At 54.4% G+C, this 23,104-nt stretch carries 13 protein-coding genes and 1 CRISPR repeat array; of the genes, 9 read left to right on the top strand and 4 right to left on the bottom strand.

What is annotated here, in order from left to right; translation table 11 throughout:
• Positions 1–74 precede the first annotated feature (74 nt).
• From cas3g to csb2, 4 genes are read left to right on the top strand one after another with little or no spacing between them, the layout of a single operon-like run.
• A complete protein-coding gene (gene cas3g, locus G006_RS0119870) occupies positions 75–2,870 on the top strand; it encodes a type I-G CRISPR-associated helicase/endonuclease Cas3g (protein WP_020484977.1) in 2,796 nt (931 codons plus the stop codon).
• The gene (gene cas8g2, locus G006_RS25990) at positions 2,867–3,709 is read left to right on the top strand and encodes a type I-G CRISPR-associated protein Cas8g2 (protein ID WP_020484978.1); all 843 of its coding nucleotides are present in this window, start codon (positions 2,867–2,869) and stop codon (positions 3,707–3,709) included. The genes cas3g and cas8g2 overlap by 4 nt, the downstream gene beginning before the upstream one ends.
• Before the next feature lie 5 nt (positions 3,710–3,714).
• Positions 3,715–4,806 (top strand): type I-G CRISPR-associated RAMP protein Csb1/Cas7g, encoded by a 1,092-nt coding sequence (cas7g, locus tag G006_RS0119880; protein ID WP_020484979.1) that lies wholly within the window; start codon positions 3,715–3,717, stop codon positions 4,804–4,806.
• 3 nt (positions 4,807–4,809) lie between these two features.
• A complete protein-coding gene (gene csb2 / locus G006_RS0119885; RefSeq protein WP_020484980.1) occupies positions 4,810–6,945 on the top strand; it encodes a type I-G CRISPR-associated protein Csb2 in 2,136 nt (711 codons plus the stop codon).
• 23 nt (positions 6,946–6,968) lie between these two features.
• Here the strand turns inward: csb2 and G006_RS0119890 are convergent, their stop codons facing one another.
• On the bottom strand, positions 6,969–7,313 hold the full coding sequence (locus tag G006_RS0119890) for a type II toxin-antitoxin system PemK/MazF family toxin (protein ID WP_020484981.1): 345 nt from the start codon (positions 7,311–7,313) through the stop codon (positions 6,969–6,971).
• Positions 7,310–7,618 (bottom strand): ribbon-helix-helix protein, CopG family, encoded by a 309-nt coding sequence (locus G006_RS0119895; protein ID WP_020484982.1) that lies wholly within the window; start codon positions 7,616–7,618, stop codon positions 7,310–7,312. The genes G006_RS0119890 and G006_RS0119895 overlap by 4 nt, the downstream gene beginning before the upstream one ends.
• A 73-nt stretch (positions 7,619–7,691) precedes the next feature.
• Here G006_RS0119895 and G006_RS0119900 point away from each other — a divergent pair, with 73 nt between their 5' ends.
• From G006_RS0119900 to G006_RS0119920, 5 genes are all read left to right on the top strand, one after another.
• Entirely contained in the window at positions 7,692–7,895 is a 204-nt protein-coding gene (locus G006_RS0119900) for a hypothetical protein (RefSeq protein WP_020484983.1), read from the top strand.
• 24 nt (positions 7,896–7,919) lie between these two features.
• On the top strand, positions 7,920–9,641 hold the full coding sequence (locus G006_RS0119905) for a CRISPR-associated endonuclease Cas4/Cas1 (RefSeq protein ID WP_020484984.1): 1,722 nt from the start codon (positions 7,920–7,922) through the stop codon (positions 9,639–9,641).
• Positions 9,641–9,937, top strand: a complete 297-nt coding sequence (gene cas2, locus G006_RS0119910; RefSeq protein WP_020484985.1) for a CRISPR-associated endonuclease Cas2 — start codon at positions 9,641–9,643, stop codon at positions 9,935–9,937. Before G006_RS0119905 ends, cas2 begins: the two co-directional genes overlap by 1 nt.
• A gap of 212 nt (positions 9,938–10,149) precedes the next feature.
• Positions 10,150–14,592: a CRISPR direct-repeat array (repeat unit 36 nt; unit sequence GCATTCCCCGGCTACACGCCGGGGCCTCATTGAAGC).
• A 460-nt stretch (positions 14,593–15,052) separates the two neighbouring features.
• A complete protein-coding gene (locus G006_RS27250; RefSeq protein ID WP_020484986.1) occupies positions 15,053–18,949 on the top strand; it encodes a PAS domain S-box protein in 3,897 nt (1,298 codons plus the stop codon).
• Positions 18,950–19,197: 248 nt separating this feature from the next.
• Positions 19,198–20,508 (top strand): alpha/beta hydrolase, encoded by a 1,311-nt coding sequence (locus tag G006_RS0119920; protein WP_020484987.1) that lies wholly within the window; start codon positions 19,198–19,200, stop codon positions 20,506–20,508.
• A 262-nt stretch (positions 20,509–20,770) separates the two neighbouring features.
• Here G006_RS0119920 and G006_RS0119930 read toward each other — a convergent pair whose 3' ends face one another.
• Both G006_RS0119930 and G006_RS0119935 read right to left on the bottom strand, forming a co-directional pair.
• Positions 20,771–21,508, bottom strand: coding sequence for a hypothetical protein (locus G006_RS0119930; protein ID WP_020484989.1), 738 nt, complete (start codon positions 21,506–21,508; stop codon positions 20,771–20,773).
• A 21-nt stretch (positions 21,509–21,529) separates the two neighbouring features.
• The gene (locus G006_RS0119935) at positions 21,530–23,101 is read right to left on the bottom strand and encodes a PQQ-dependent sugar dehydrogenase (protein WP_020484990.1); all 1,572 of its coding nucleotides are present in this window, start codon (positions 23,099–23,101) and stop codon (positions 21,530–21,532) included.
• Between the last annotated feature and the right edge of the window lie 3 nt (positions 23,102–23,104).

A 23,104-nucleotide genomic window follows, 5' to 3' on the forward strand; every position in this document is an offset into this window, starting at 1 on the left:
ATCTCGGTAGCGGATTTTGACACCGAGACGTTGTAAGTTAGATGACAGAGTTCATTCACCAGACAAGGTACGTTATGGCTATTGACAAAAAATTCGAAGCCTATTTTCAAGAAATTACCGGATTTCCGATGTTGTGCTGGCAAAGGCGGTTGTTTGGGCTACTGATCAATAACCAGTTGCCGGAAGTGCTGGATTTGCCAACGGGCTTGGGCAAAACCTCGGTAATGGTGTTGTGGCTGCTCGCCCGAGCGTTGAATCCAACGTTGCCCAAACGGCTTGTTTATGTGGTGGATCGCCGCGTGGTGGTCGACCAAGCCACACAAGTTGCCGAAGATGTGCGAACAAAACTGGTACGACTGCCGGAACTGAAAGCTTTACTCGACTTGGCTGAAATGGATTCTTTAGTCGTATCTACTTTGCGCGGGCAATTCGTCGATAACCGCCAATGGTTGGCCGACCCTACCAAGCCCGCCATCGTAATTGGCACCATTGACATGATGGGTTCGCGTTTGTTGTTTGAAGGCTATGGCGTATCGCGCAATATGCGCCGTTATCATGCGGGCTTTTTAGGTGCGGATAGCTTGTGTGTGTTGGACGAAGCGCATCTCTGTTTACCGTTTGAAGCCTTGTTACAAACCGTTGCCACCCATCAATCATTGCAGCCGATTGAAGCGAAAAGGTCGCTGATACCGTCGTTTAAGTGTCTGTCGCTATCGGCCACCGGCAAACCAACCAATAAGCAGGCGTTTGGTCTCGAAGATGAAGATTTGCAGGATGCTGTGGTTGTCAAACGGCTAAACGCGGAAAAGCAATTAACGCTCGAAATCAAAAATGAAGGCGATTCAGTCAGCGAGTTGTTGAGCGAACGGGCCTGGGACCTAAAAGACAGCGGTAAGCGTATTTTGATTTTCTGCACCAAGCGGGAAGATGCCAAAAAAATCAAGGACGATTTGGATAAACGCATGAAGCAAGACAAGGTGAATTACCCCGTCAACTTGCTTACTGGCGGTCGTCGGGTTCAAGAACGGCAAGAACTCGCGGCATGGCTTAAAAACTATGGCTTTTTAGCGGGTGCTTCGACCAATCCGGAAACGCCAGCTTTTTTAATCGCGACGTCAGCCGGTGAAGTTGGTATTGATTTGGATGCCGATCATATGGCGTGCGACTTGGTGACTTATGAACGCATGGTGCAGCGTTTTGGTCGGGTCAATAGGCGTGGTGAAAAGCAGGCCCGGATCAAGGTGATTGCCATTCCACCCAAATCACCTACCACTAAACAGCCCGCGCCTCTAGAGTTGGCCGAGCCTCAATCGCCTGTTTCGCCACTAGAAAATGCGGATAAAGCAACGCTTAAACAGTACAGGGAAAATCAAAAAACTTACGAAAAGGCGCATAAAGAATATCTAAAAGCGCAAGAAGAACATGCCCAATCATTAGCCAGTTATCGACAATCTGCAAAAGAGATTATCAATTATCAAGCCCAGCTTGAGGTAGTAAGGCAGCTAGAAGGTGATGCTAGCCCTGGTGCGATAGTGGCCTTAAAGAAAAAAATTCCAGCGCAACGGATAGAGGCTGCTAAATCTGAGGAGCCTTTGCGCCCGGCGTTGACTCGCGCGGTGGCCGATGCTTGGTCAATGACCTCTTTGGAACTACATACAGCCAGACCGGAAATTGAACCTTGGTTACGCGGTTGGTTGCCTAATAAAGAGCCTGAAACCACACTGGCATGGCGCGAATATTTACCTTGGCGCGATGGCGAAGAAAGCCCCAATAGCACTGAAGTTGAAGCGTTTTTTGACAACGCGCCCATTCATTTGAGCGAAACACTGGAAGTCCCGGTTTATCAATCGGTCGGCACACTGGTTAAACGCCTGAAAAGTGTGTTTAAAGGCCAAGAGTTACCGCAGAAGCCAGCGTTATTGGTGCTTAATCAGTCAGGCAAGTTGGTAAAAGGCGGCGCTTTGACCGCCCGGCAGTTAGCAGAGAAAGAAACCAAGGATTTACAGAAATTGTTTGCCTATGGGCAAGTCGTGATTGCCCGCTGGCTGGGCGGACTTAGCACGGCTGGACTATTGGATGATAGTTCGGAAGGAACAGCATTAGTGACCCTCGACCATCAATGGAACCCGGATAGCTTGCGGGAAACCGTCGGCTACCGGATTCAATGTGTACAACAGGCCGAGCAGAATGAAACCGGCTGGCATACGGTGCACCGCTTCAATGCCTCGCTCAACGAGCAAGACGAATCGGCTAATGTCTGGTTGATTCAAGTCTATCGGGGTGAAAAATCGCCGCAACAAGGCGATCCCGCCATTACACCGTTTAATCAAAGTCTAAAGTCGCATTTGCATTGGGCAGGCGAAGAAATGGCAAAAATTGCCGCGCAATTGGCCTTGCCTGCTGACTATGCCCATATGCTGGTAGTCGCGATCAAAGCTCATGATTTAGGCAAAAACCGGCTGTTGTGGCAAACCGCAATGAACGCACCGCAAATAGGCCGACCGTACGCCAAAACCAAAGGCGGTGGCAATCCGAAATCATTAGCAGGTTACCGGCATGAATTCGGCTCATTGGCTGATATTGCCGACAACGCGGAACTCAATGCCTTACCCGCTGAGCTAAATGACTTGGCACTGCACCTGATTGCTTCCCATCATGGCTACGCCTGTCCGGTGATTGCCCCGATTGATCCCAACGCGCCGCCATCGATATTGGGTGAACGCGCACAACAAGCCGCCTTACGTTTTGCCCGATTGCAACGGCAATGGGGGCCGTGGGGCTTGGCGTGGTGGGAAGCGGTATTCCGCGCGGCCGATCATCGCGCCTCGCAAATCAGCGACGAATTAACAGAAACGGAGGGCAAGGCATGAGTATTCACTCAATTCCGGTAGATTTGAATAATCCCGGTCAAGTGTTGGCGTGTATGGGGATAATGGAAGTTATTGATGTTTTATATGGTGATGTCGAAGGTCGATTTAATTGGGCTAATCAATCAGTTTTTGAAATAAGATCGAACTCAATTAACCCGATTAAAGAGGTCGTTGATTTTGTTTTGGATTGCTCGATAAAAGCCATTTCACCGATTGACATCATAAAGGATAAGTTTGGAATAGATACGGCATTTGAAACTAATATTTCACCTTCCATCGAATTAAAGTCTAGTGTTTTGCCTATTTCGTTAGAGGGATTCAAAGGCAAAATAATTTTAATAACGCATTGGGGCGAATCTGGAGATGCTGGTTTGGATAATTTGAAGTTCTGGGGTGGAGCCGCAGGGTATTCAGCGGCTGCAAGGATGCGAGACTTGCAGAATTCATTGGCTTCGGTGCCAGAATACGAACGCTCCAGTTTTTATGAAGATCCTTTTGCCGTATCAGCTAGGTTGTCAAACGGTTTCCGTTTGGAAATGCGAAGAGATTATAGCGCTATTGATTTAGGCTTTAGTCCAAACGACCATAAGGATATTGACGTTATTGGATACCCTTTGGTGGAGTTGCTGGCAGCAATTGGTTTGGAAAATTCGAGGCCTTTGCGAATAAATCGTTTTGAATATAAATACGGAGTTTGGAAGGATTTTTTGCCACCAATTTTAGCTAGGGCGATATTAGGTGATGAAAATATGGTGTTTGCGGCGCGAAATTTTACAATGAAGTTAGCGACTGTAAATAAAGGTGGTGATAGAGCTATTTTGTTTTCACGTGAAGGATAATAGTTATGAATATTGAAAAATTGAGTTTAGATATAATAAATAGTTGGTCTGACAACCCCAAAGGCCCGGTGGCACTGATATTAAAACAAACCTTGTTACCGGTGGATGGCGAAGGCGGGGTTATTTTTCCGCCAACTTATGCGGACATTGGCTACTCGATTGATACGCTTTCGGATGGTCGCAAAGTTGCGCAAATCGACTCGGTGCCATCGCAAGCCAATCGTAGCGAACCGGTCTTTTTGGAGAATGAATACAAGGATTTAGTGCCGCAAATTGAAATCAACCTGGGTAACAAAGACGACCCTGAGCGCAAGGTTTCGATACTTGAATTGGCGCATCGGGCGGGTGACGCCGTAGTGCGCTCTTCTGACGAATTAGCGGCAGAAGTGGATGCTGCATTTAAGGAGCTTTCGAGAACGCACAATGCTGTGCCATTGGCAAAACTGGCTCCAACGTCTTTGGTTTTTGGTGCGTGGGATTCTCGGGGGACTCAAGTTAAGCGTCCGCGTTTGATACGCTCGATTATTCGAGCAGAAGATGTAGAAGTTTTAAGTACAGCAGCCCAGTACAACAGTGTGTGGAAACTGTTAGATGACGATCAAAAAAAGGCTTTAACCGACGAAGCGAAAAAGCAAAAGATCAAGTTATCGGTTAAGGGGTTCAAAGATGTCCCAGCACCTAAAGGTTTGGGCGGCATCATCGCCCGTGGCCCCATTACCCGCCAAGTCACTATCAACCTGATTGCCTTGCAAACCATACGGGGCGGCAGTGAAGAATCCACCCAAAAACTGAAACGTTATTTACTGGGTTTGGCACTGGTTGCTGCCACCGCCGAAACCGAACTGTACTTGCGCGAAGGTTGTTTGTTGCGCTGTGCCGATGAAGCCGACGTTTGGGAAGCTGTGGCTAGACGCGGAGCTTCGCAGTATTTTAGTTTGTCGGCAGAACAGGAATTGGCCTTGATTAAAGACTACGCCAAACAAGCTGCGGCAAGCTTTGGTGTAAAGCAACCGGAAAAAACCTATCAGTTCAACATCAAAAAAGCCAAAGAGCTGCTTGCCAAAAAAGAAGAAGCGGACAGCGATGCCGAGGGTTAAACCATGAACCAACAGGCGCTTGTCATATCCGTTCGACTACTTGATGACCGTTATCATGGCAACGGTTCCTGGCCGCCATCACCGTTTCGCCTGTACCAGGCGTTGATGGCGGCGGCCTATACCGGGCGCACGGCTCCGAATGAAGAAGTCGCGGCCTTGCGCTGGCTGGAACAATTACCGCCGCCGATTGTGTTAAGCCCAACGCATACGCTCGCAACATTGACAACTTACTATGTGCCGCGGAATGGTGCCGATGCACAAAACGGCGATTTAGCCGCTGCCGCTAAAAAGCGTGACGCCAAGCTGGCCAAACCTTGGTTATTCAATGGGCAAAATCCGCTGCATTACGTCTGGTTCTTTGCCGAACAACGCGCCGAAGCAGACACCCTGATTCAACTCAGCGAACGTGTGTATCAGCTTGGTCGTGGCGTGGATATGGCGTTTGCCTGGGCGGAGCTGTTAGCGCCTGCTGAAGCTCAGCAAATCATCGATCAACACGCCGGGCCTGTGTTTCGACCTACGCCGCAAGGATTCGGTAATACACTGGATTGCCCCAGTCCAAACCAGTCGTTTGACTCGTTGGTTACCCGCTATCAAGGCCAATTGAAACGCCTGCGTAACGGCGAATTCCATAAGCCGCCGCTGCCGGTATTTAAAACCATTGGCTACAACTGCCCCTCGTCATTGTTGTTGTTTGAAATCCAGAACGCCAACGGGGAGTTACGGGCTCAGCCGTTTACTGCAATTGCCCAACTGACTCATAGTTTGCTGGGAAAAGCCAAAGACCGGTTGAAACCGCATTTTCCAGAGTATGCGGAACGCTATTTAGCGGGCGTAAAGGCTAATCAAGCCGACAAAGCCTTACGAATTCGGGTTATCCCGCTACCGTCGATTGGACACGAACACACTCAAGCCGATATTCGCCGAGTGTTGATTGAGGTACCTAGCGATTGTCCGCTGCAATTGGCTGATGTGGAATGGGCCTTTTCCGGTTTGCCGCTGGAAGTCGATTTGGAAACCGGTGAGATTGGCGGCATGCTGGTTAAAGCCACCGATACCAAGATGCTCGATCACTATGGCGTGAACAAGCAAGCCGCCGCAAGTATTTGGCGAACCCTAACGCCGGTTGCGTTGCCGATTGAGCGTATCGATCAGGCTAAAACGGGCGCTGAACATGTCTTGAAACAAAACCAGCTTCATCATGCAGCCCGGCAAGCGTTGCGACATAGCGGCGTTAACGCACCGGTAAGCATCCGCAGAATTCAGCGCGAACCCTTCACCTCTAATGGAACGCTGGCTGAACGCTTTGCGTTTCAGCGTTTTGATCGTACCCGGCTCTATCATCTGGAACTTGAGTTTACTGATGCCATCAGCGGGCCTATTGTGATTGGCGATGGCCGCTATCAAGGTTTGGGGTTGATGAACCCCGTACAACAAACAAACTCGGATGTTTTTCGTTTTTGGCTTCATCACGACAATCGTCCAGCGGTTAAAGATCGAAAAGCTTTTTTAGACGCTGTGCGCAATGCTTTGATGAGTTTAGCGCGGCAAACGCTCAACAAGCCGGGGCGACTGTTTTCAGGGCACGAGGAGGATGGGTCAGTAGCTCGTTCCGGCAAACATGAGCATGTTTTTTTGGCTGCCGATGATAGAGATGGCGATGGTTTTCTGGATGAGTTATTGGTTGTTGCGCCTTGGGCCGCAGATCGAAGTTTGTCCGCATTTGAGGCCAGTAAGAAGTCATTTCAGCAAGTCGTCAAAAAGCTTGAGTTGCTGCGGGCAGGTGCATTGGGCCTATTTGGTTTTGATTTGTTGGCCTGTGATATTGAAAATGCCGACAAACTATTAGGCTATTCCAAGTATTGGAAGACATTGTCATCTTACCAACCCACACGTTTTCCTAAATCGCTGGATGAGGCTAGTGACGTTATTCGGCAGGATGTATTGACTGAATGCCTGCGCCGGCACTTACCTAAACCCCTGGTTGAAATCCTGAAAATAAAACAAGGGGCAAAAGGCGTGTTTAGAGCAGATATTTGTTTGAGCTTTTCGGTAGCCGTTTGCGGTCCATTAATTTTGGGACGCGACAGTCACCAAGGCGGCGGCTTGTTTGGGATAGATCAAGGACATAGCAATTAGTCGTCAGTTACGCCGTGCAGAACTTACCACAACCCCAAAACCCCCCTCAAACTCTTCTCCACCGCCGCCATTTCCTCGGCGGTGACGGTGGCGAGTGGGCCTTCGCCGAAGCGGGAGCGGTCAAGGGCGCGGACGTGTTCGATCATCACGTAGCTGAGGTCTTTCAGTTGGCCGCGCGGAGTAACAAGAATTCGCATGGGTGCCAGGATAGGCCTAAACTGGCTGGTCAACGGCGCTACCAAAATGGTGGGCAAGCCGCTGGCTATCATCGCGTCGTCCTGCAAAATCAATACCGGTCTGGTCTTGCCAATCTCGCCGCCTTTGTTGGGGTTAAGATTGGCGGTCCACACTTCGCCGCGTCGCATCATTCCCACCATTTTTCATCGGGGTCTATGCCGGCGGCGCGTTCCTCGGCAATCAAGCGGTCGAGACCATCGTCCACCGCGTCGAAATCTGCGGCAATTTGTAGCGCTTCCGCTCTGGCTTGCGGATCGTTGGCCAAGGCGCGTGCCGCTTCCACCATTTCCGCCATAAACCGCTCGCGCTCGCGGCGGGCCAGGTATTCGGTAATCGCCAGCCGGGCGATTTCCGATTGGCTTTTACCTTCCAGCTGGGCTTCGGCTTTGAGATTGGCTTCCACATCGTCGGGTAGACGTAGGCTGATGGCTGGCATGGCAGACTCCTTCAAAAGTCAAAATGACAGACAAATTGTATGACAAAACGTATAACAAACCAGGCTTTTTAATATGTGCGATGCAACGACAATCGACTGGCCCGAAGAAACGCCTGTGCCTTTAGATCATCCGGAGATTCCGCCGTTAATCCTCGAAGCCGTTTTACAGTATTGGCAACCGGGGTATGTTTTGCATCGAATGGTGACCAAGCAAGGCCTGGAGTGGTGGCTGCTCGATACCGAAGGCGGGTTGATCGAAGCGTTTTGGCTTGACTAAATTTTAAGAGCAATCGAGCGAATCATGGCCGACGACCAAGTACCCATCCAGCTAGAGCTACCGCTGCCGTTTCCGGAATTGTCCGGCGATATGCCCTTATTACCGGCGCGGATGATCAACGAATACCAGTACTGCCCGCGTCTGGCCTATCTGGAATGGGTGCAGGGCGAGTGGGCGGCGTCGGCGGATACGGTAGAAGGCGACCACGCCCATCGCCGGGTGGACAAGCCGTCCAAAAACTTCCCTGAAGCGGACGAGCTGGAGGAAACCGACAAGCTGCATGGCCGTTCGATCACGCTATCGTCCAACCGTTTGGGTTTGATCGCCAAGCTGGATTTGATCGAGGCCGAGGATGGCATCGTCACGCCCATCGATTACAAACGCGGCAAACGTCCGCATGTGGCGCGCGGCGCTTACGATCCGGAACGTGTGCAGCTTTGCGTGCAGGGCATGGTGTTGCAGGAACACGGTTATGTCTGCGAGGAGGGCGCCTTGTATTTTGTGCAAAGCCGCGAGCGGGTGCGGGTAGTCTTCGACGAAGAACTGAAACAGCTCACTGCCAACGCCATCAGCGGCTTGCGCTTGATTGCCGCCGGCGGACATATTCCGGAACCGTTGCTGGACAGCCCCAAATGTTCCGGTTGCTCGCTGGTTGGTATTTGTCTGCCGGACGAAGTCAATTATCTGCACAACGCCGCCATCGAGCCCCGGCCGTTGGCGGTGATGCGCGACGAAGCGCTGCCGGTTTACGTGCAGGCCTGGAAGGCCAAGATCGGCAAGAAGGGCGAGGAACTGGAAATCAGCATCGACGACGACAAAGTGCAAACCGCGCGACTGGTGGACACCTCGCAAGTGGTGGTAATGGGCAATGTCTACATCACCACGCCGTGTTTACAGGATTTGATGAAGCGCGAGATTCCGGTCAGTTGGCACAGTTACGGCGGTTGGTTTGTCGGCCATACCATCGGCACCGGCCACAAGAATGTCGAGTTGCGCACCGCCCAATACAAAGCCAGTTTCGACGACAAAACCTGTCTGGCGATTGCCCGGAATCTGGTGCGCGCCAAAATCCAAAATTGCCGGACCCAGGCGCGGCGCAATTGGCGCTCCGACGATCCGGTGGAATTGTTGTTGGAACCGTTAAAATCCCTGGCCGACAAATCGCAACGGGCCGTGGACCTGCCGCAATTGCTGGGTATAGAAGGCGCGGCAGCTGCTTTATATTTTGGCGCGTTCGATAAATTGCTCAAAAAGCCGGACGACAGCAAACAGATGAGTTTCGATTTTAATACCCGCAACCGGCGGCCGCCGACCGATCCGGTCAATGCCTTGCTGTCGTTTGCTTATGCGATGCTGGTACGCACCTGGACCATGAATTTAAGCGCGGTCGGTTTGGACCCGTATCGCGGCTTTTATCACCAGCCGCGTTACGGCCGCCCGGCGTTGGCGCTGGATTTGATGGAACCGTTTCGGCCCATCATCGCCGATTCCACGGTATTGCAGGTGATCAATAACGGCGAAGTGCGGCCGACCGACTTTATCTGTGCCGCCGGCAGCGTGGCTTTGAACGAAGACGGCCGCAAGCGTTTCATAGCGGCATTCGAGCGGCGCTTAAGCCAAGAGGTTACCCATCCCATCTTTGGTTACAAGGCCGATTACCGGCGTTTGTTCGAGATCCAGGCGCGCTTGTTCGGTCGCTATCTGCTCGGCGAATTGCCGGAATATCCCAACTTCACCACTCGCTGATGGCTGCCTACGAACATCTGTATATCGTGACTTACGACATCAGCGATACCAAACGCTGGCGGCGGGTATTCCGGTTGATGAAAGGCTACGGCGATTGGCTGCAACTCTCGGTGTTTCAATGCCGGCTGAGCCGTAAGCGCCATGCGGAATTAATCGCGCTGTTGGACGGCATCATCCATCATAGCGACGACCATATCCTGATTATCAACGTCGGGCCGGCGGAAACGGTGAAGCCGTCGGTGGTCAGTTTGGGTAAGGATTTTGATGTGGTCGAACGGCAACCGGTGATCGTCTGATGCGGATGTTGTTCCGCCGCCGCTTAGCGAGCGCTGTAGTGGCGCGCAAAACCCGGTCAGCGTTCGCGTCGGGTAAGCTCTTTAAAAATCAGGATGTTATAAAAAACGTTAGGTTGGCAGCGTGCTTTTTGGGTACGCTTAGCACGCGTTGCGATACAGCTCTCGCAAACAGCCCGCGCAGGCCAGGCCCATCAAGGCCTCCAGCGCGCGCTGCATTCCCCGGCTACACGCCGGGGCCTCATTGAAGCCCATTGCTCGGTTTCCGTAAACATGTTTGTTTGTGGAGCATTCCCCGGCTACACGCCGGGGCCTCATTGAAGCACGTATATCATCGTCAATGTCCACCTTGTTCATCACGCATTCCCCGGCTACACGCCGGGGCCTCATTGAAGCGATAGTTGCTGCGGGCGGTTACGGCGAGCTGGCTAAAGCATTCCCCGGCTACACGCCGGGGCCTCATTGAAGCTCTGCGCTGGGTTGAAGAGGGCTGGCTAGAAGCCACGGCATTCCCCGGCTACACGCCGGGGCCTCATTGAAGCACCCTTGATCGAAGAAGCCGGGCGCTCTGGCAATCGCATTCCCCGGCTACACGCCGGGGCCTCATTGAAGCTGCAAGAAGTTGTTCCTCACGTATATGTGATAACTCGCATTCCCCGGCTACACGCCGGGGCCTCATTGAAGCGAACGTTGGGGAAAACAACCGTTTAAGCTTTGACTCGGCATTCCCCGGCTACACGCCGGGGCCTCATTGAAGCTAGTGCGTAAACGCGGAGGCTAGGCCATGGACGATAGCATTCCCCGGCTACACGCCGGGGCCTCATTGAAGCCGACACCCCCGGAGGGCTTATCATCCGCCGTCAACATGCATTCCCCGGCTACACGCCGGGGCCTCATTGAAGCCTTGCATCTGGACAAGATTAGGTTTGGAAAAGGGGTTGCATTCCCCGGCTACACGCCGGGGCCTCATTGAAGCAAATCGAATCGGTTAAGGATGGGAAATATTACACCGCATTCCCCGGCTACACGCCGGGGCCTCATTGAAGCTTGTTGAAAAACTGCGTTTGAACAAAGCTACCGTGCTGCATTCCCCGGCTACACGCCGGGGCCTCATTGAAGCAGGTTGATGCAGTATTGTAGCGGCAAGATGGTTCATGCATTCCCCGGCTACACGCCGGGGCCTCATTGAAGCGTTACTGCTTTGTCAGTCGTCTACGTCGGCATGATCACCGCATTCCCCGGCTACACGCCGGGGCCTCATTGAAGCATGTTAGAGTTTGGCTAGCGGTAGGAGTTGTACCAGCATTCCCCGGCTACACGCCGGGGCCTCATTGAAGCACGCGCCTTCGGATTTTCCCAGCCGTAGCGCTGGGCTGCATTCCCCGGCTACACGCCGGGGCCTCATTGAAGCGTCGTCGTATCCCGTTTGGATAGGACGGCCAAAGTTGCATTCCCCGGCTACACGCCGGGGCCTCATTGAAGCAGGTAATGCAGCATGGCGGTCTCCTCAAGATTCGCGTGCATTCCCCGGCTACACGCCGGGGCCTCATTGAAGCCCGCTTGATATTCAAGCTTTAAGAATGTCTCGGTAGGCATTCCCCGGCTACACGCCGGGGCCTCATTGAAGCAAACGGCTTAGCGTCGTTTCGGCTCACATAGCCGGCGCATTCCCCGGCTACACGCCGGGGCCTCATTGAAGCCGCCAGCAGCATGATGTACTGTTCCAGGCTGAGATTCGCATTCCCCGGCTACACGCCGGGGCCTCATTGAAGCTGGACAATTTCGAGCATTGCTCGGAGGAGGATAAGGCATTCCCCGGCTACACGCCGGGGCCTCATTGAAGCATTCATTTGTTTGGTGAGCGCCATATGCTCCTGGGGTGCATTCCCCGGCTACACGCCGGGGCCTCATTGAAGCGACACATGGCCCAATTAAACAACATCCGCACCGTGTCGCATTCCCCGGCTACACGCCGGGGCCTCATTGAAGCTAATGCATACCCAGCCGCAGCGACGCCTGCACCCAGCATTCCCCGGCTACACGCCGGGGCCTCATTGAAGCCACTAGTTCGAACAACGTCGCTTGATCGGTGATGTAGGCATTCCCCGGCTACACGCCGGGGCCTCATTGAAGCACGACTTGGGCCCGGACTTGGCCCCCGACTTGGCCCGCATTCCCCGGCTACACGCCGGGGCCTCATTGAAGCGACGTGATTCAATTCGAGCAGTAGGCCGTTTGGCAGCATTCCCCGGCTACACGCCGGGGCCTCATTGAAGCAACTTGGCCGGATTCAATAGCTGCGATGGCTTCGGCGCATTCCCCGGCTACACGCCGGGGCCTCATTGAAGCAACGCGTGCGTCGTTGCTGTTGAGGCCGCGCGGGAGGCATTCCCCGGCTACACGCCGGGGCCTCATTGAAGCGTACATGGTAGCTGCGATTCGATGTTGTAATGCGCAGCATTCCCCGGCTACACGCCGGGGCCTCATTGAAGCGCTCGTAATGTTCAGATTGCCGCCGAACGCCGCGCTATGCATTCCCCGGCTACACGCCGGGGCCTCATTGAAGCAAGTACACACCGGCGGGCGGTGGGCGCGGCAACCGGCATTCCCCGGCTACACGCCGGGGCCTCATTGAAGCGAGTATTTCGGTGTGCAAAAAATACTGATACTGCACGCATTCCCCGGCTACACGCCGGGGCCTCATTGAAGCCTGAAAGCCGCGGTCGTGATTATTGCGTATTTCAAAGAGGCATTCCCCGGCTACACGCCGGGGCCTCATTGAAGCAATTAATTGGCACATCATTCTCTACAAGACAACATTGCATTCCCCGGCTACACGCCGGGGCCTCATTGAAGCATAGGAAAACTTTTATGAAAAGCACAGTCGTTGCGAAGCATTCCCCGGCTACACGCCGGGGCCTCATTGAAGCGGGCTACGCCGATAAAAACCCGCGTGAGCGGCTACGCGCATTCCCCGGCTACACGCCGGGGCCTCATTGAAGCGACATAGGTCAGCGCCTGCTCAATCCTGGCGCGTTGCATTCCCCGGCTACACGCCGGGGCCTCATTGAAGCTTAAGTACGCTGGACATTTCCAACAACGTTGATGTGCATTCCCCGGCTACACGCCGGGGCCTCATTGAAGCGAAAGGGTGGGGGCCGCTCGCCGTCGTATCGATCGCGCATTCCCCGGCTACACGCCGGGGCCTCATTGAAGCCCTTAACAGCGCCGTGTGATTTTTTAGAGCTATCGGTGCATTCCCCGGCTACACGCCGGGGCCTCATTGAAGCATGTGCGTGCTACCTGCCTCGCTGATACGCATTGCGCATTCCCCGGCTACACGCCGGGGCCTCATTGAAGCCTGTACGGCGTAGAGTTTGCTGGAGGCGTGATAATTGGCATTCCCCGGCTACACGCCGGGGCCTCATTGAAGCGTGGGATCGTCGAAAATTTGCGCGGCTGAGCAAAAGCATTCCCCGGCTACACGCCGGGGCCTCATTGAAGCGCGCCGAAATGCTCGCCGCCTTCCGTGCCTGGCTGGCATTCCCCGGCTACACGCCGGGGCCTCATTGAAGCAACTGATTGGCTGGCTGTCGCACTGGCTTTATTACCGCATTCCCCGGCTACACGCCGGGGCCTCATTGAAGCCGGGTGTCGTTTGATATAGGCGGCAACAGTTTGAAGCATTCCCCGGCTACACGCCGGGGCCTCATTGAAGCAGCCAGGAGAACAGCAAACCGCTTACCGATAACGTGGCATTCCCCGGCTACACGCCGGGGCCTCATTGAAGCGTCTTTGTGAAACACTCTGGTAGTCCGTCTCAACAACGCATTCCCCGGCTACACGCCGGGGCCTCATTGAAGCAAATCCTCGGTTTGCGTCTTCGCCAGGTCACCTATGTGCATTCCCCGGCTACACGCCGGGGCCTCATTGAAGCTTAATTTTTGATTGTTTGAAAGCGTCGATATTGTCGCATTCCCCGGCTACACGCCGGGGCCTCATTGAAGCAAGGCTTGTTGAGCGGCATGTTCGGCTTTAGTGGCGCATTCCCCGGCTACACGCCGGGGCCTCATTGAAGCAATGCTGACGCTGCCGTCTGGCTGATCGTCTAGGCTGCATTCCCCGGCTACACGCCGGGGCCTCATTGAAGCGCCGATGATTGCGCCGCGCTTGGGATCGAGTTACCCGCATTCCCCGGCTACACGCCGGGGCCTCATTGAAGCTGAGCGGCGCGGCTGGTGGGCCGATCCGGAAGCGGGGCATTCCCCGGCTACACGCCGGGGCCTCATTGAAGCTTGGCAATGGCTTTTTCCGCCAAATCCTTGATCGGCGCATTCCCCGGCTACACGCCGGGGCCTCATTGAAGCATTGGAGTAACGCCAGAGCTTGCCGCGTAGTTCAGGCATTCCCCGGCTACACGCCGGGGCCTCATTGAAGCGCGAGTTGGATATGTTGAATAGCACGGTTGAGGCGGTGCATTCCCCGGCTACACGCCGGGGCCTCATTGAAGCACTTGCAACCTGGGCGGCAAGCTCGATCGGCAGGCCGGGCATTCCCCGGCTACACGCCGGGGCCTCATTGAAGCTTTCGGTCTGTGTGCGCATTGATAGCCCCTCAATGATGCATTCCCCGGCTACACGCCGGGGCCTCATTGAAGCTGGGATCGTTTCGGTGCCGCGATACTTATTTCGGTGGCATTCCCCGTCCTCACCGGGGCCTCGTTAAAGCGACTGGGTTGGCGCGGATTTATCCGCTATCGCCCAGGTAGGGCTTAGCAGCCCAGGCGGCTTTATTAACCCGGCCCTTAAATACCGCTCCCCTTGAGTCTATCGAAAGGCACAACAGCTTGGGCTTCGACGAGCTCCGCCCGAACGGGATACCGGTGATAAATAGGGCCGGATTAATGAGTGTTATCCATCAACCATCTGCCTGCTGTCGGAATTTAATTCCTCATAAAAAGTGGCTAAACCTTACGCTGTTTTGGCTAGCTGCTATTTTTACCTGTATTGGATTTAGAGAATCCAAGCGTGGGTTATTCCTTAGCTAATGGATCATGGGGCGACGGTACGTCGTTCAAGTTCCCTAAATCGCGAAGTCACTATTACCGACCTTCCCGTTATGAATGAAATCCTAAAGTTTCTGACCGACAATAATTTTATGCCGCATGGCTATTGCCTGAGTTGGTCGCCGGGTTTGTTGTGGACCTTCGTGATTAGCGATGGCTTGATATTTTTGTCCTACTTTTTGCTGCCGGTTGCCTTGGGTTATTTCGCGCGGCATAGGCAGGATTTTCCGTATGTCCGGGTGTTATGGTTGTTTGTGGTGTTCATTCTGGCCTGCGGTACGACTCATCTGATGGATGTCGTGGTGATTTGGGAACCACTTTACGGACTAGATGCTTTTGCCAAAGTGGTGACGGCGATAGTCTCGGTGGTGACGGTGGCGGTGCTGATACCGCTGATTCCCAAAGCGCTGCAATTGCCCAGTCCTGCGCAGTTACGCGAGGCCAACCAACGTTTGCAACTGGAAGTTGCCGAACGTGAACGGGTCGAACAGGCTTTGAAAGCGGCGAACGTGTTACTTGAGCAGGGTTTGGTGGCAGAACGCACTCAGTTGGCGGCACTAGTAAATTCTTCCGACGATGCGATTATCGGCAAAAATCTGGAGGGTATCGTCACCAGTTGGAATGCTGCGGCCGAACGTATCTTCGGTTACAGTGCCGCTGAGATTGTCGGCCAGCCGATTACGCTGCTGTTTCCAGCCGAACTACTGGCCACCGAAGCCGAGTTGCTACAGCGGATTGTGAACGGCGAGCGGATAAGCAACTACGAAACCCAAAGGTTGCGTAAGGACGGCAGCCGGATCGACGTCGCCGCGACGGTTTCGGCGATTAAGGACAGCGACGGCAAGGTCATCGGCGCGTCGAAGATAGTGCGCGACATCACGGAGCGCAAGCGTATCAAGGCCGCGTTACGGGAAAGCGAGGCTAATTTCCGCAGGTTGTTCGATGTGGCGCCGGTGCCGATGGCATTGGTCGCCGCCGACGGTAGCATGTTGGCTTTGAACCAGTCTATCGCTCGCTCCTTTGGTTACACCTTGTCCGATATCCCAACCGTCGAAGATTGGTGGCGCAAGGCGTATCCCGATCCGGTTTACCGGCAATCGGTTTTCGACAGCTGGCAGAATTTGCAGCGGCGCGCGGCAGAGCAGCAGGCCCCAATCGAGTCCCTCGAATATCAGGTGACCTGTAAAAACGGCGAAGTGCGCACCGCGATCATCTCCGGCATTACGATGGGCGACAATTTATTGGCATCGCTGGTGGACATCACCGAACGTAAGCGTGCGGAAGAGACGCTACGCAAATTATCTCTGGTGGTCGAGCAAAGTCCTGAGAGCATCGTTATCACCGATCTGGACGCGCGCATCGAATACGTCAACGAAGCGGTGATCCAAACTACCGGCTATTCGCGCGCGGAGCTGTTGGGCCAAAAAGCCAGTCTTTTGAAATCGGGCAAGACCAAGCCCGAGTATTTCGTGGAGCTTTGGGATAATTTGACTAACGGCCGGTCCTGGCAGGGTGAATTTATCAATAAGCGCAAGGATGGCCGCGAGTTTGTGGAGTCGGCTATCGTGGCGCCGATTCGCCAGCAAGACGGGCGGATTAGTCATTACATGGCGATCAAGGACGACATCACCGAGAAGAAACAGATGCTTCAAGAGTTGGAGAACTATCGCGAACATCTGGAAGAATTGGTCGTTGAACGCACCGAACAGTTGGCCGATGCGATGCAAGCGGCGGAAGTGGCCAATGTATCGAAAAGTGCATTTCTGGCGAATATGAGCCACGAAATCCGCACGCCGATGAACGCCATTATCGGTTTGACGCATTTGCTGCAAAATACCACGCTGGATGCCAAGCAGCGTGAGCAGCTGGCCAAGATTTCCGTCGCTGCCCAGCATTTACTGGGCATCATCAACGACATTCTGGATTTCTCCAAGATCGAAGCCGGCAAATTGGTTTTGGACATCGGCGATTTCGATCTTGACCAGGTTTTTAAAAATTTGAACGACCTGATTTGCGACCGCGCCGCCGAAAAAGGTTTGGAGGTGATAAACCGCATAGACCCGGCGCTACCGGCGGTGTTGCGGGGCGATGCGCTACGGCTGGGGCAAATTTTGCTTAATTTTGCCAGTAATGCCGTCAAGTTTACCGATGCTGGGCACATCGTGTTTCGGGCTAAATTGATAGCCAAAAATCCGGCGGGGATTGTGGCACGATTCGAAATCAGCGACACCGGCATCGGTATGAATGCCGAGCAATGCAGCCGGTTATTTCAAGCCTTCGAGCAGGCGGATTCCACCACGTCGCGCCGCTTTGGCGGCACAGGTTTGGGGTTAGCTATCAGCAAACGCCTGATCGAAATGATGGGCGGCACGGTGGGAGTGGCGAGTGAGTTGGGACGCGGCAGTACGTTTTGGTTGGAGTTGCCTTTCGAGTATGCCGTGGGTTCCTCGCAGCAACTACCTAAGCCGGATATTCGTAAAGGTTTAAAAGTATTGGTGGTAGACGATGTGGCCGAGGCCCGCGAAGCCATCGCCCACATGCTGACTCGGTTCGAAGCGCGGGTGAGCGTGGCCGATTCCGGCTTGGCGGCCGTGCAAAATGTTGTCGATGCCCAGCAAACCGATTCACCATTCGATCTGGTATTGATGGACTGGATGATGCCGGGGATGGACGGCATTCAAACCGCGCACCGGATGGGCGAACTGTTTGGCGAGTCCTTACCGAAAATTGTCCTGGTGACTGCCTATAGTTACGACGGTAGCGCCGAGGAGTTGCGCAGCGCCGGGATTGTTGGGCATCTCGCCAAACCGGTGACGCTGTCAGCCTTACACGATACGATTGCCGGCGTACTGTCGGGATGGCGGCAAAAAACGTCTGCTGATACGCGGCGTCCCGACCTATCCAGCCTGAAAGGCCGGCGGGTGTTGTTGGCCGAAGACAATCTGATCAATCAGGAAGTGGCTTTGGAGTTGTTGCAAGAGGCCGGTTTAGTGGTCGATTTGGCTGAAAATGGCCGCATCGCTTGCGATATGGCCGCTAAACAGCTTTACGACCTAATTCTGCTGGACGTGCAAATGCCGGAGATGGATGGCATCGCCGCCAGTTTGGTGATTCGGCGCATGCCGGGGCGGGAAAAGACGCCGATATTGGCCATGACCGCCAATGCGTTCGACGAAGATAGACGCGCTTGCCTGAGCGCCGGGATGAATGACCATATTCCCAAACCGGTCAATCCTGAGGTGCTGTACGACGTGATGTTACGCTGGATGCCGCCTTTGCCGCCCGCACAATCGGCCCAAGTTCATAAAACCTCGGATGAGCAAAACGACGGCAACGCGGCCCTGCACGAGCGCTTGGCGAATATCCCGGGCCTGGATTTACAGGCCGGTTTGCACAATCTACAAAACAAGCTGCCGTTTTATTTGCGCCAGTTACGCCATTTCGCGCAGCGGCATGCGGCCGAAGCCGACAATATCCGGCAGTTATTGGCGGTGGGCGATTGGGAATCCGCACAAAGAGCCGCGCATTCCCTTAAAAGCAGTGCCGCAACTTTGGGAATAACCCACATCCGGCAGACCGCCGAAGGCATCGAAATGGCCTTAAAACAGCAAGCAGCCGCTGCGGCCGATTCCTTGCAGCGTCCGCTCAAACAATTGACTGAGCAACTCGCCTTGTTTATTAAGCAGATTCTCGATGTGTTGCCGGCTGAACGCGCGCTTCAAGAGATTTCGCCGTCCACCTATTCCGAGGAAGCTCTGCGTGCGGTGGTCGAAGGCCTTCGGATATTACTGGAGGAGGGCAATATTCAATCCCAAATTTATGTACAAAACCACCGGGAGCAACTACGGCAAGCTTTCGGCCACGAGGGTGTCGCGTCTTTGATGCGGCATGTCGAGGTGTTTGCTTTCGATCAAGCCTTGGACGTTTTGCAGCGCGATCCGCACCTTTAGCCGGCTCAGACGGGTTTACCCATTTTTACAATTTACCAGCGCCGATTGATACCTCTGTCGGCGATAATGCCGCTCTCGATCACCTGTCGCCGATTTTTTGCCGGAGTTGCAAAGTCATGTCCCAAGCTTATAAATTTTTTATTTCCCAGGCCTTGAAATATTGCCGCTCCCGCGCAGGGGGGAGCCCCGCGGCTATGCTGGAGTCCGGCCTGCGCGGGAATGACGAGTCTAGGGAATTTGAGAGCAGGATGAATAGGTCACGCCGTTTGATTTTTTGTTGCTCGCTTCTGCTGTTTGTCGCCTGTTCCTCCAGACCGCCGCTGCCCAGCCAGGAAGATCAGCAGGAAAAGTTGAGCGAGGTATTGGGCAATGGCGGCTACAAAACCGCACGGAATTTTGCGGTTGATGCTACGCACGATATCTGGATTTATCAGCAAACGGAACTGGAAGTGGAACTGGTCGGGCCGAGTACGCCAGGAAGCTACCCGTTGATTATTTATCTGCCCAGCTTGGGCGAAGATGCGAAAGCCGGGCGTTTGTGGCGGGAAACCTGGGCCAAGGCCGGCTATCTGGTGTTTAGCATGCAGCCAGTGTCGGTTAGCCAAGCCTTGAAGGCCCTGGAGGCGGAACGGCGTTTCGATGACCCGGAGGAGATGCCGGACGACGAAAATGCGGAGCTGGCTGATGAAAACATGGAGTTGCGACCGGAGCCGGCTGGCGGCGGTTGGTTTGGTGACAAGCCGCGTCGGCAATCGCGAACGGCTCGGGAAAGCGAATTGCGTTACGTCGGCCATCAATACTTTGGTGTGGAGAATTTGAAGACTCGCTTGGCGCAACTATTTTGGGCCTATGCGCAGCTGCAAACTCGCGCCGGCTTACGGCAACCCTTGTATGCGTCCGCCGACTTCAGCAAGGTGATACTGGCTGGCTACGATCTGGGGGCGCAAACCGTGACGGCGGCTTTGGGCGAAAATTTCGGCAGCGGTTTGCCGCGCGCGGACCAACTCAAGCCGGTTGCGGCGATGGTGTTAAGCCCCTCGGTCGATTTGGCGGAAGGCAATGTGCGTAGCCGGTTTCAAGCTTTGCGTCTGCCGATGCTGACGATTACCGGCAGCGAAGATAACGATCCTTACGCGATCAGTTCCGCCGCCGTGCGCACGGCGGTTTGGGAACAGGCTCCAGCCGGCGGCAAATATCTGCTGTTATTGCGCGGCGCCGGGCATCGCTTGCTGGCGGGCAATGAGCTGGGCGGACGGTTTGGCTTGAGCGGGGTGAGGCGCGGGGAATTCGGTATGGGTGGTATGGATTCGGGTGGCGGTCCCGGTGGGCATGGCGGTGGTGGGCGGCGCGGCTCCGGTGGGAGCAGCCCCAATTTGGCATTGTTCGGTAAGCCGGAACGCCAGGACCCCAACCTAGGCTATAAACAGGTCGCGGCTATCGCTAGTGTGTCCAGTGCTTTTCTGGATATGGTGATCAAAAAAGACGAGTTTGCTCAGGCTTGGCTAAATGAAAAAGCCGGTAAATGGCTGGAGAGGTCGGGTACTTTACAAACGCGATAGAGCGTTTCCCGGCGTTAACTTAAGCTTTACCTATTGCGCGGCAAATTTCTGCACATCCGCCTCCCTCGCTCGGCGAGGGAATCAAAAAGCCGAAATGTGAAGTGCGATGAATATATTTAGCTGTTTATCAAATACCGCCGCTCCGGCCTTTGCCGGAATAATTAATTCACGGAGTTTAAGGGCCGGGTCAATAGGGCGAATTTTTGCATCGAAATGTTGGGCTATGTCGAGGCCGGCAAGCCCAACATTCGTCAAGCGATTATCAGACCGAAGCTTCGCGGCGGCGACCCAGCCAAAACAGCCCGGAGAAGCCGGATAAAGCCAACCAAATGGCCGGCGGTAGCGGCACCTGGGAGATGCTGACGTTGTCCACCCCAAAATTGAAAGGGCCGACGTTATCGGTTTCGGCAAAACGCAGGCGTAAGGTCTCGCCTTGATGCGCTTGTAGCAAGGTAGTGATGTCGATCAAGAAGGCGGTGTAGCCGGATTCAAGAGGATCGTCGGTATTGGTTTGAAATAGGTTCTGTAAAACAGTGGTACTAAACGGATCGACCGTGGTGCTCAAAATGTCGACGCGCGCTTGCTGGTTGAGATTAGTCGAGCCTGGCGTGCCGGTTGTTGCCCAATCCAGATGTCCCGGATTGTAATAGTTGTCAGCGGCGTTATTCAGATACAAAGAAAACGCCAGGCTGGTAATGCCCACGCCGGTCGGCACCACAAAGTCCTGATACAAGACATGGCTGCCGCCGGCTTGGGCGTCGGTCATTGCCGCAAAACTACCTTCCACGGGTGCTGCTACCGAAAAACCGTTTTCCGGGCTGCTGGTCCCGCTTTGCTGAAAAAAACTACCTTCGCTACCGAGTTGATCGGCGCGGGTCCAGTTATTAAAACCCGACTCGAAACCGCCGTTTACTAGCAAATTGGCCTGACTCGGCATGGAAAAGCTGCCGATCAATATCCCCAAGCATGCCACTGACTTTAAGTTGCTGAATGTGTTCATCACATGTTACTCCTGTTAGGTTTAAGGCTTACGGCTGATGCGGTAAATACTGCCGTCGGTTATGGATACAACGTACAAATTGCCGTCCGGGCCTTGCTCTATATCGGTGGTGGTGCCGAAGCCGCTGCCGATTTTTAAGGTTTCGCTTTCTGTGCCGTCGAATTTTTGCGCACGAAACAGATTGTCGGCGACTTTATCCGCCAAGCGCGGGTCGGCGCTGACATCGACATGCAATCTATCGGCCGTGAGCTTGATACGGTACAAGCTGCCGCCATTCGCACCCACTTGCGCGAAGCCTCTGGAAGAACCCATCCATAGCGTGCCGTTGTACTCAGCCCCGAGCGTATCGCCATCGACAAAAGCCGTGCCGGCCGGGCCAATCTCGTATTTCCAGCTCAGTTCGGGGTCGACATAGGTTGAGCCTGGCAGCGAGAACAGCCGCGCTTTGCCGAGCGCCGAGGTATAGGCAATGCGGGTTGGTGGGTAACGCACCTGCTGCATGGCGTTATTGAATTGGGTAGTTTCTATTGCCTTGAATTGCGCGATCCGGCTGGCGGGACCGGCAAACTGGATCCAGCCGCCATTCATGCCGGGAATCACGCGATTCAATTCGCTGAAGGCGTCGTCGGCATTTTCGGTTTCCCATAAATTACCTTTAACAGGATCAAACGCCATGCCAAATCCGTTGCGGTGACCGTAGGAATAAATCTTCTGGATATTGGCGCCAACTTCGCCGCCGATCCCCGCGCCGGCCGCGAAAAACGGATTATCTACCGGCGCATTGCCATTGGTATTGATGCGTAAAATCACGCCGGATAAGTGCTCGTCGTCCGGCTCCGGACCGCTATAGGTATCGTCTACTAACGGTGCTTTCAGGAATGGGCCGTTAGCAAGGTTCTGCATCCAGCCCCGGCGTCCCAGGTCCCCCGTGTAGACATACAGATGGTCGTCCGGGCCGAATTTGATTACCCCGCCGTTATGATTGCCTTGCGGATTGGCGTTGGCGCTGGGCGGTTGTCCGGCGACCTGGATGTTGTCAGTTTGCAGCGCGCGCAGCTTCAATATGTTTTGGTCGAATACCAAGCGTCCGCCGCCTGTAGGGTCCCAGCGAAAGCGGTCGATGCGGTTTCCCGAAAGCGGTACGTCCAAAACCGCCGTGGAATCAGCCCCAGTGGTGCTTTCGGTCCAGCGGATAAAGACTTCAGGTACTGCGGGAAATTGCGGATGCAAAACCATGCTTAACAGGCCGCGTTCGGAATTTGAATTGACCGCTAAGTCCAATACCGGTGTCGCTTGCACGGTTCCATTGATCACTCGCTTGATTTGCCCGGAGGCTTTTTCCAGCACCAGCATATCGTTGGCCGCCAAGAACACCACGCCAATCGGCTGACTGAGTCCGCTGACCGCCACACCGACCTGTAAATTAGGGTCCAGAACGGTGGCCGGAATCGAGTCGGCGTTGACTGGGCCGGCTAGAGCTGCGGCAATACTGATGGCCGTTGCCAAGGTCTTGAAAGGTAGGGTGTTGCGCTGTCGGGAGATAGATTGATGCGCGATGTTGCCGGGGAGTTGCAGCGATATTATTCGGTTCATAAG

Source organism: Methylomonas sp. MK1 (assembly GCF_000365425.1).
Lineage (GTDB): Bacteria > Pseudomonadota > Gammaproteobacteria > Methylococcales > Methylomonadaceae > Methylomonas.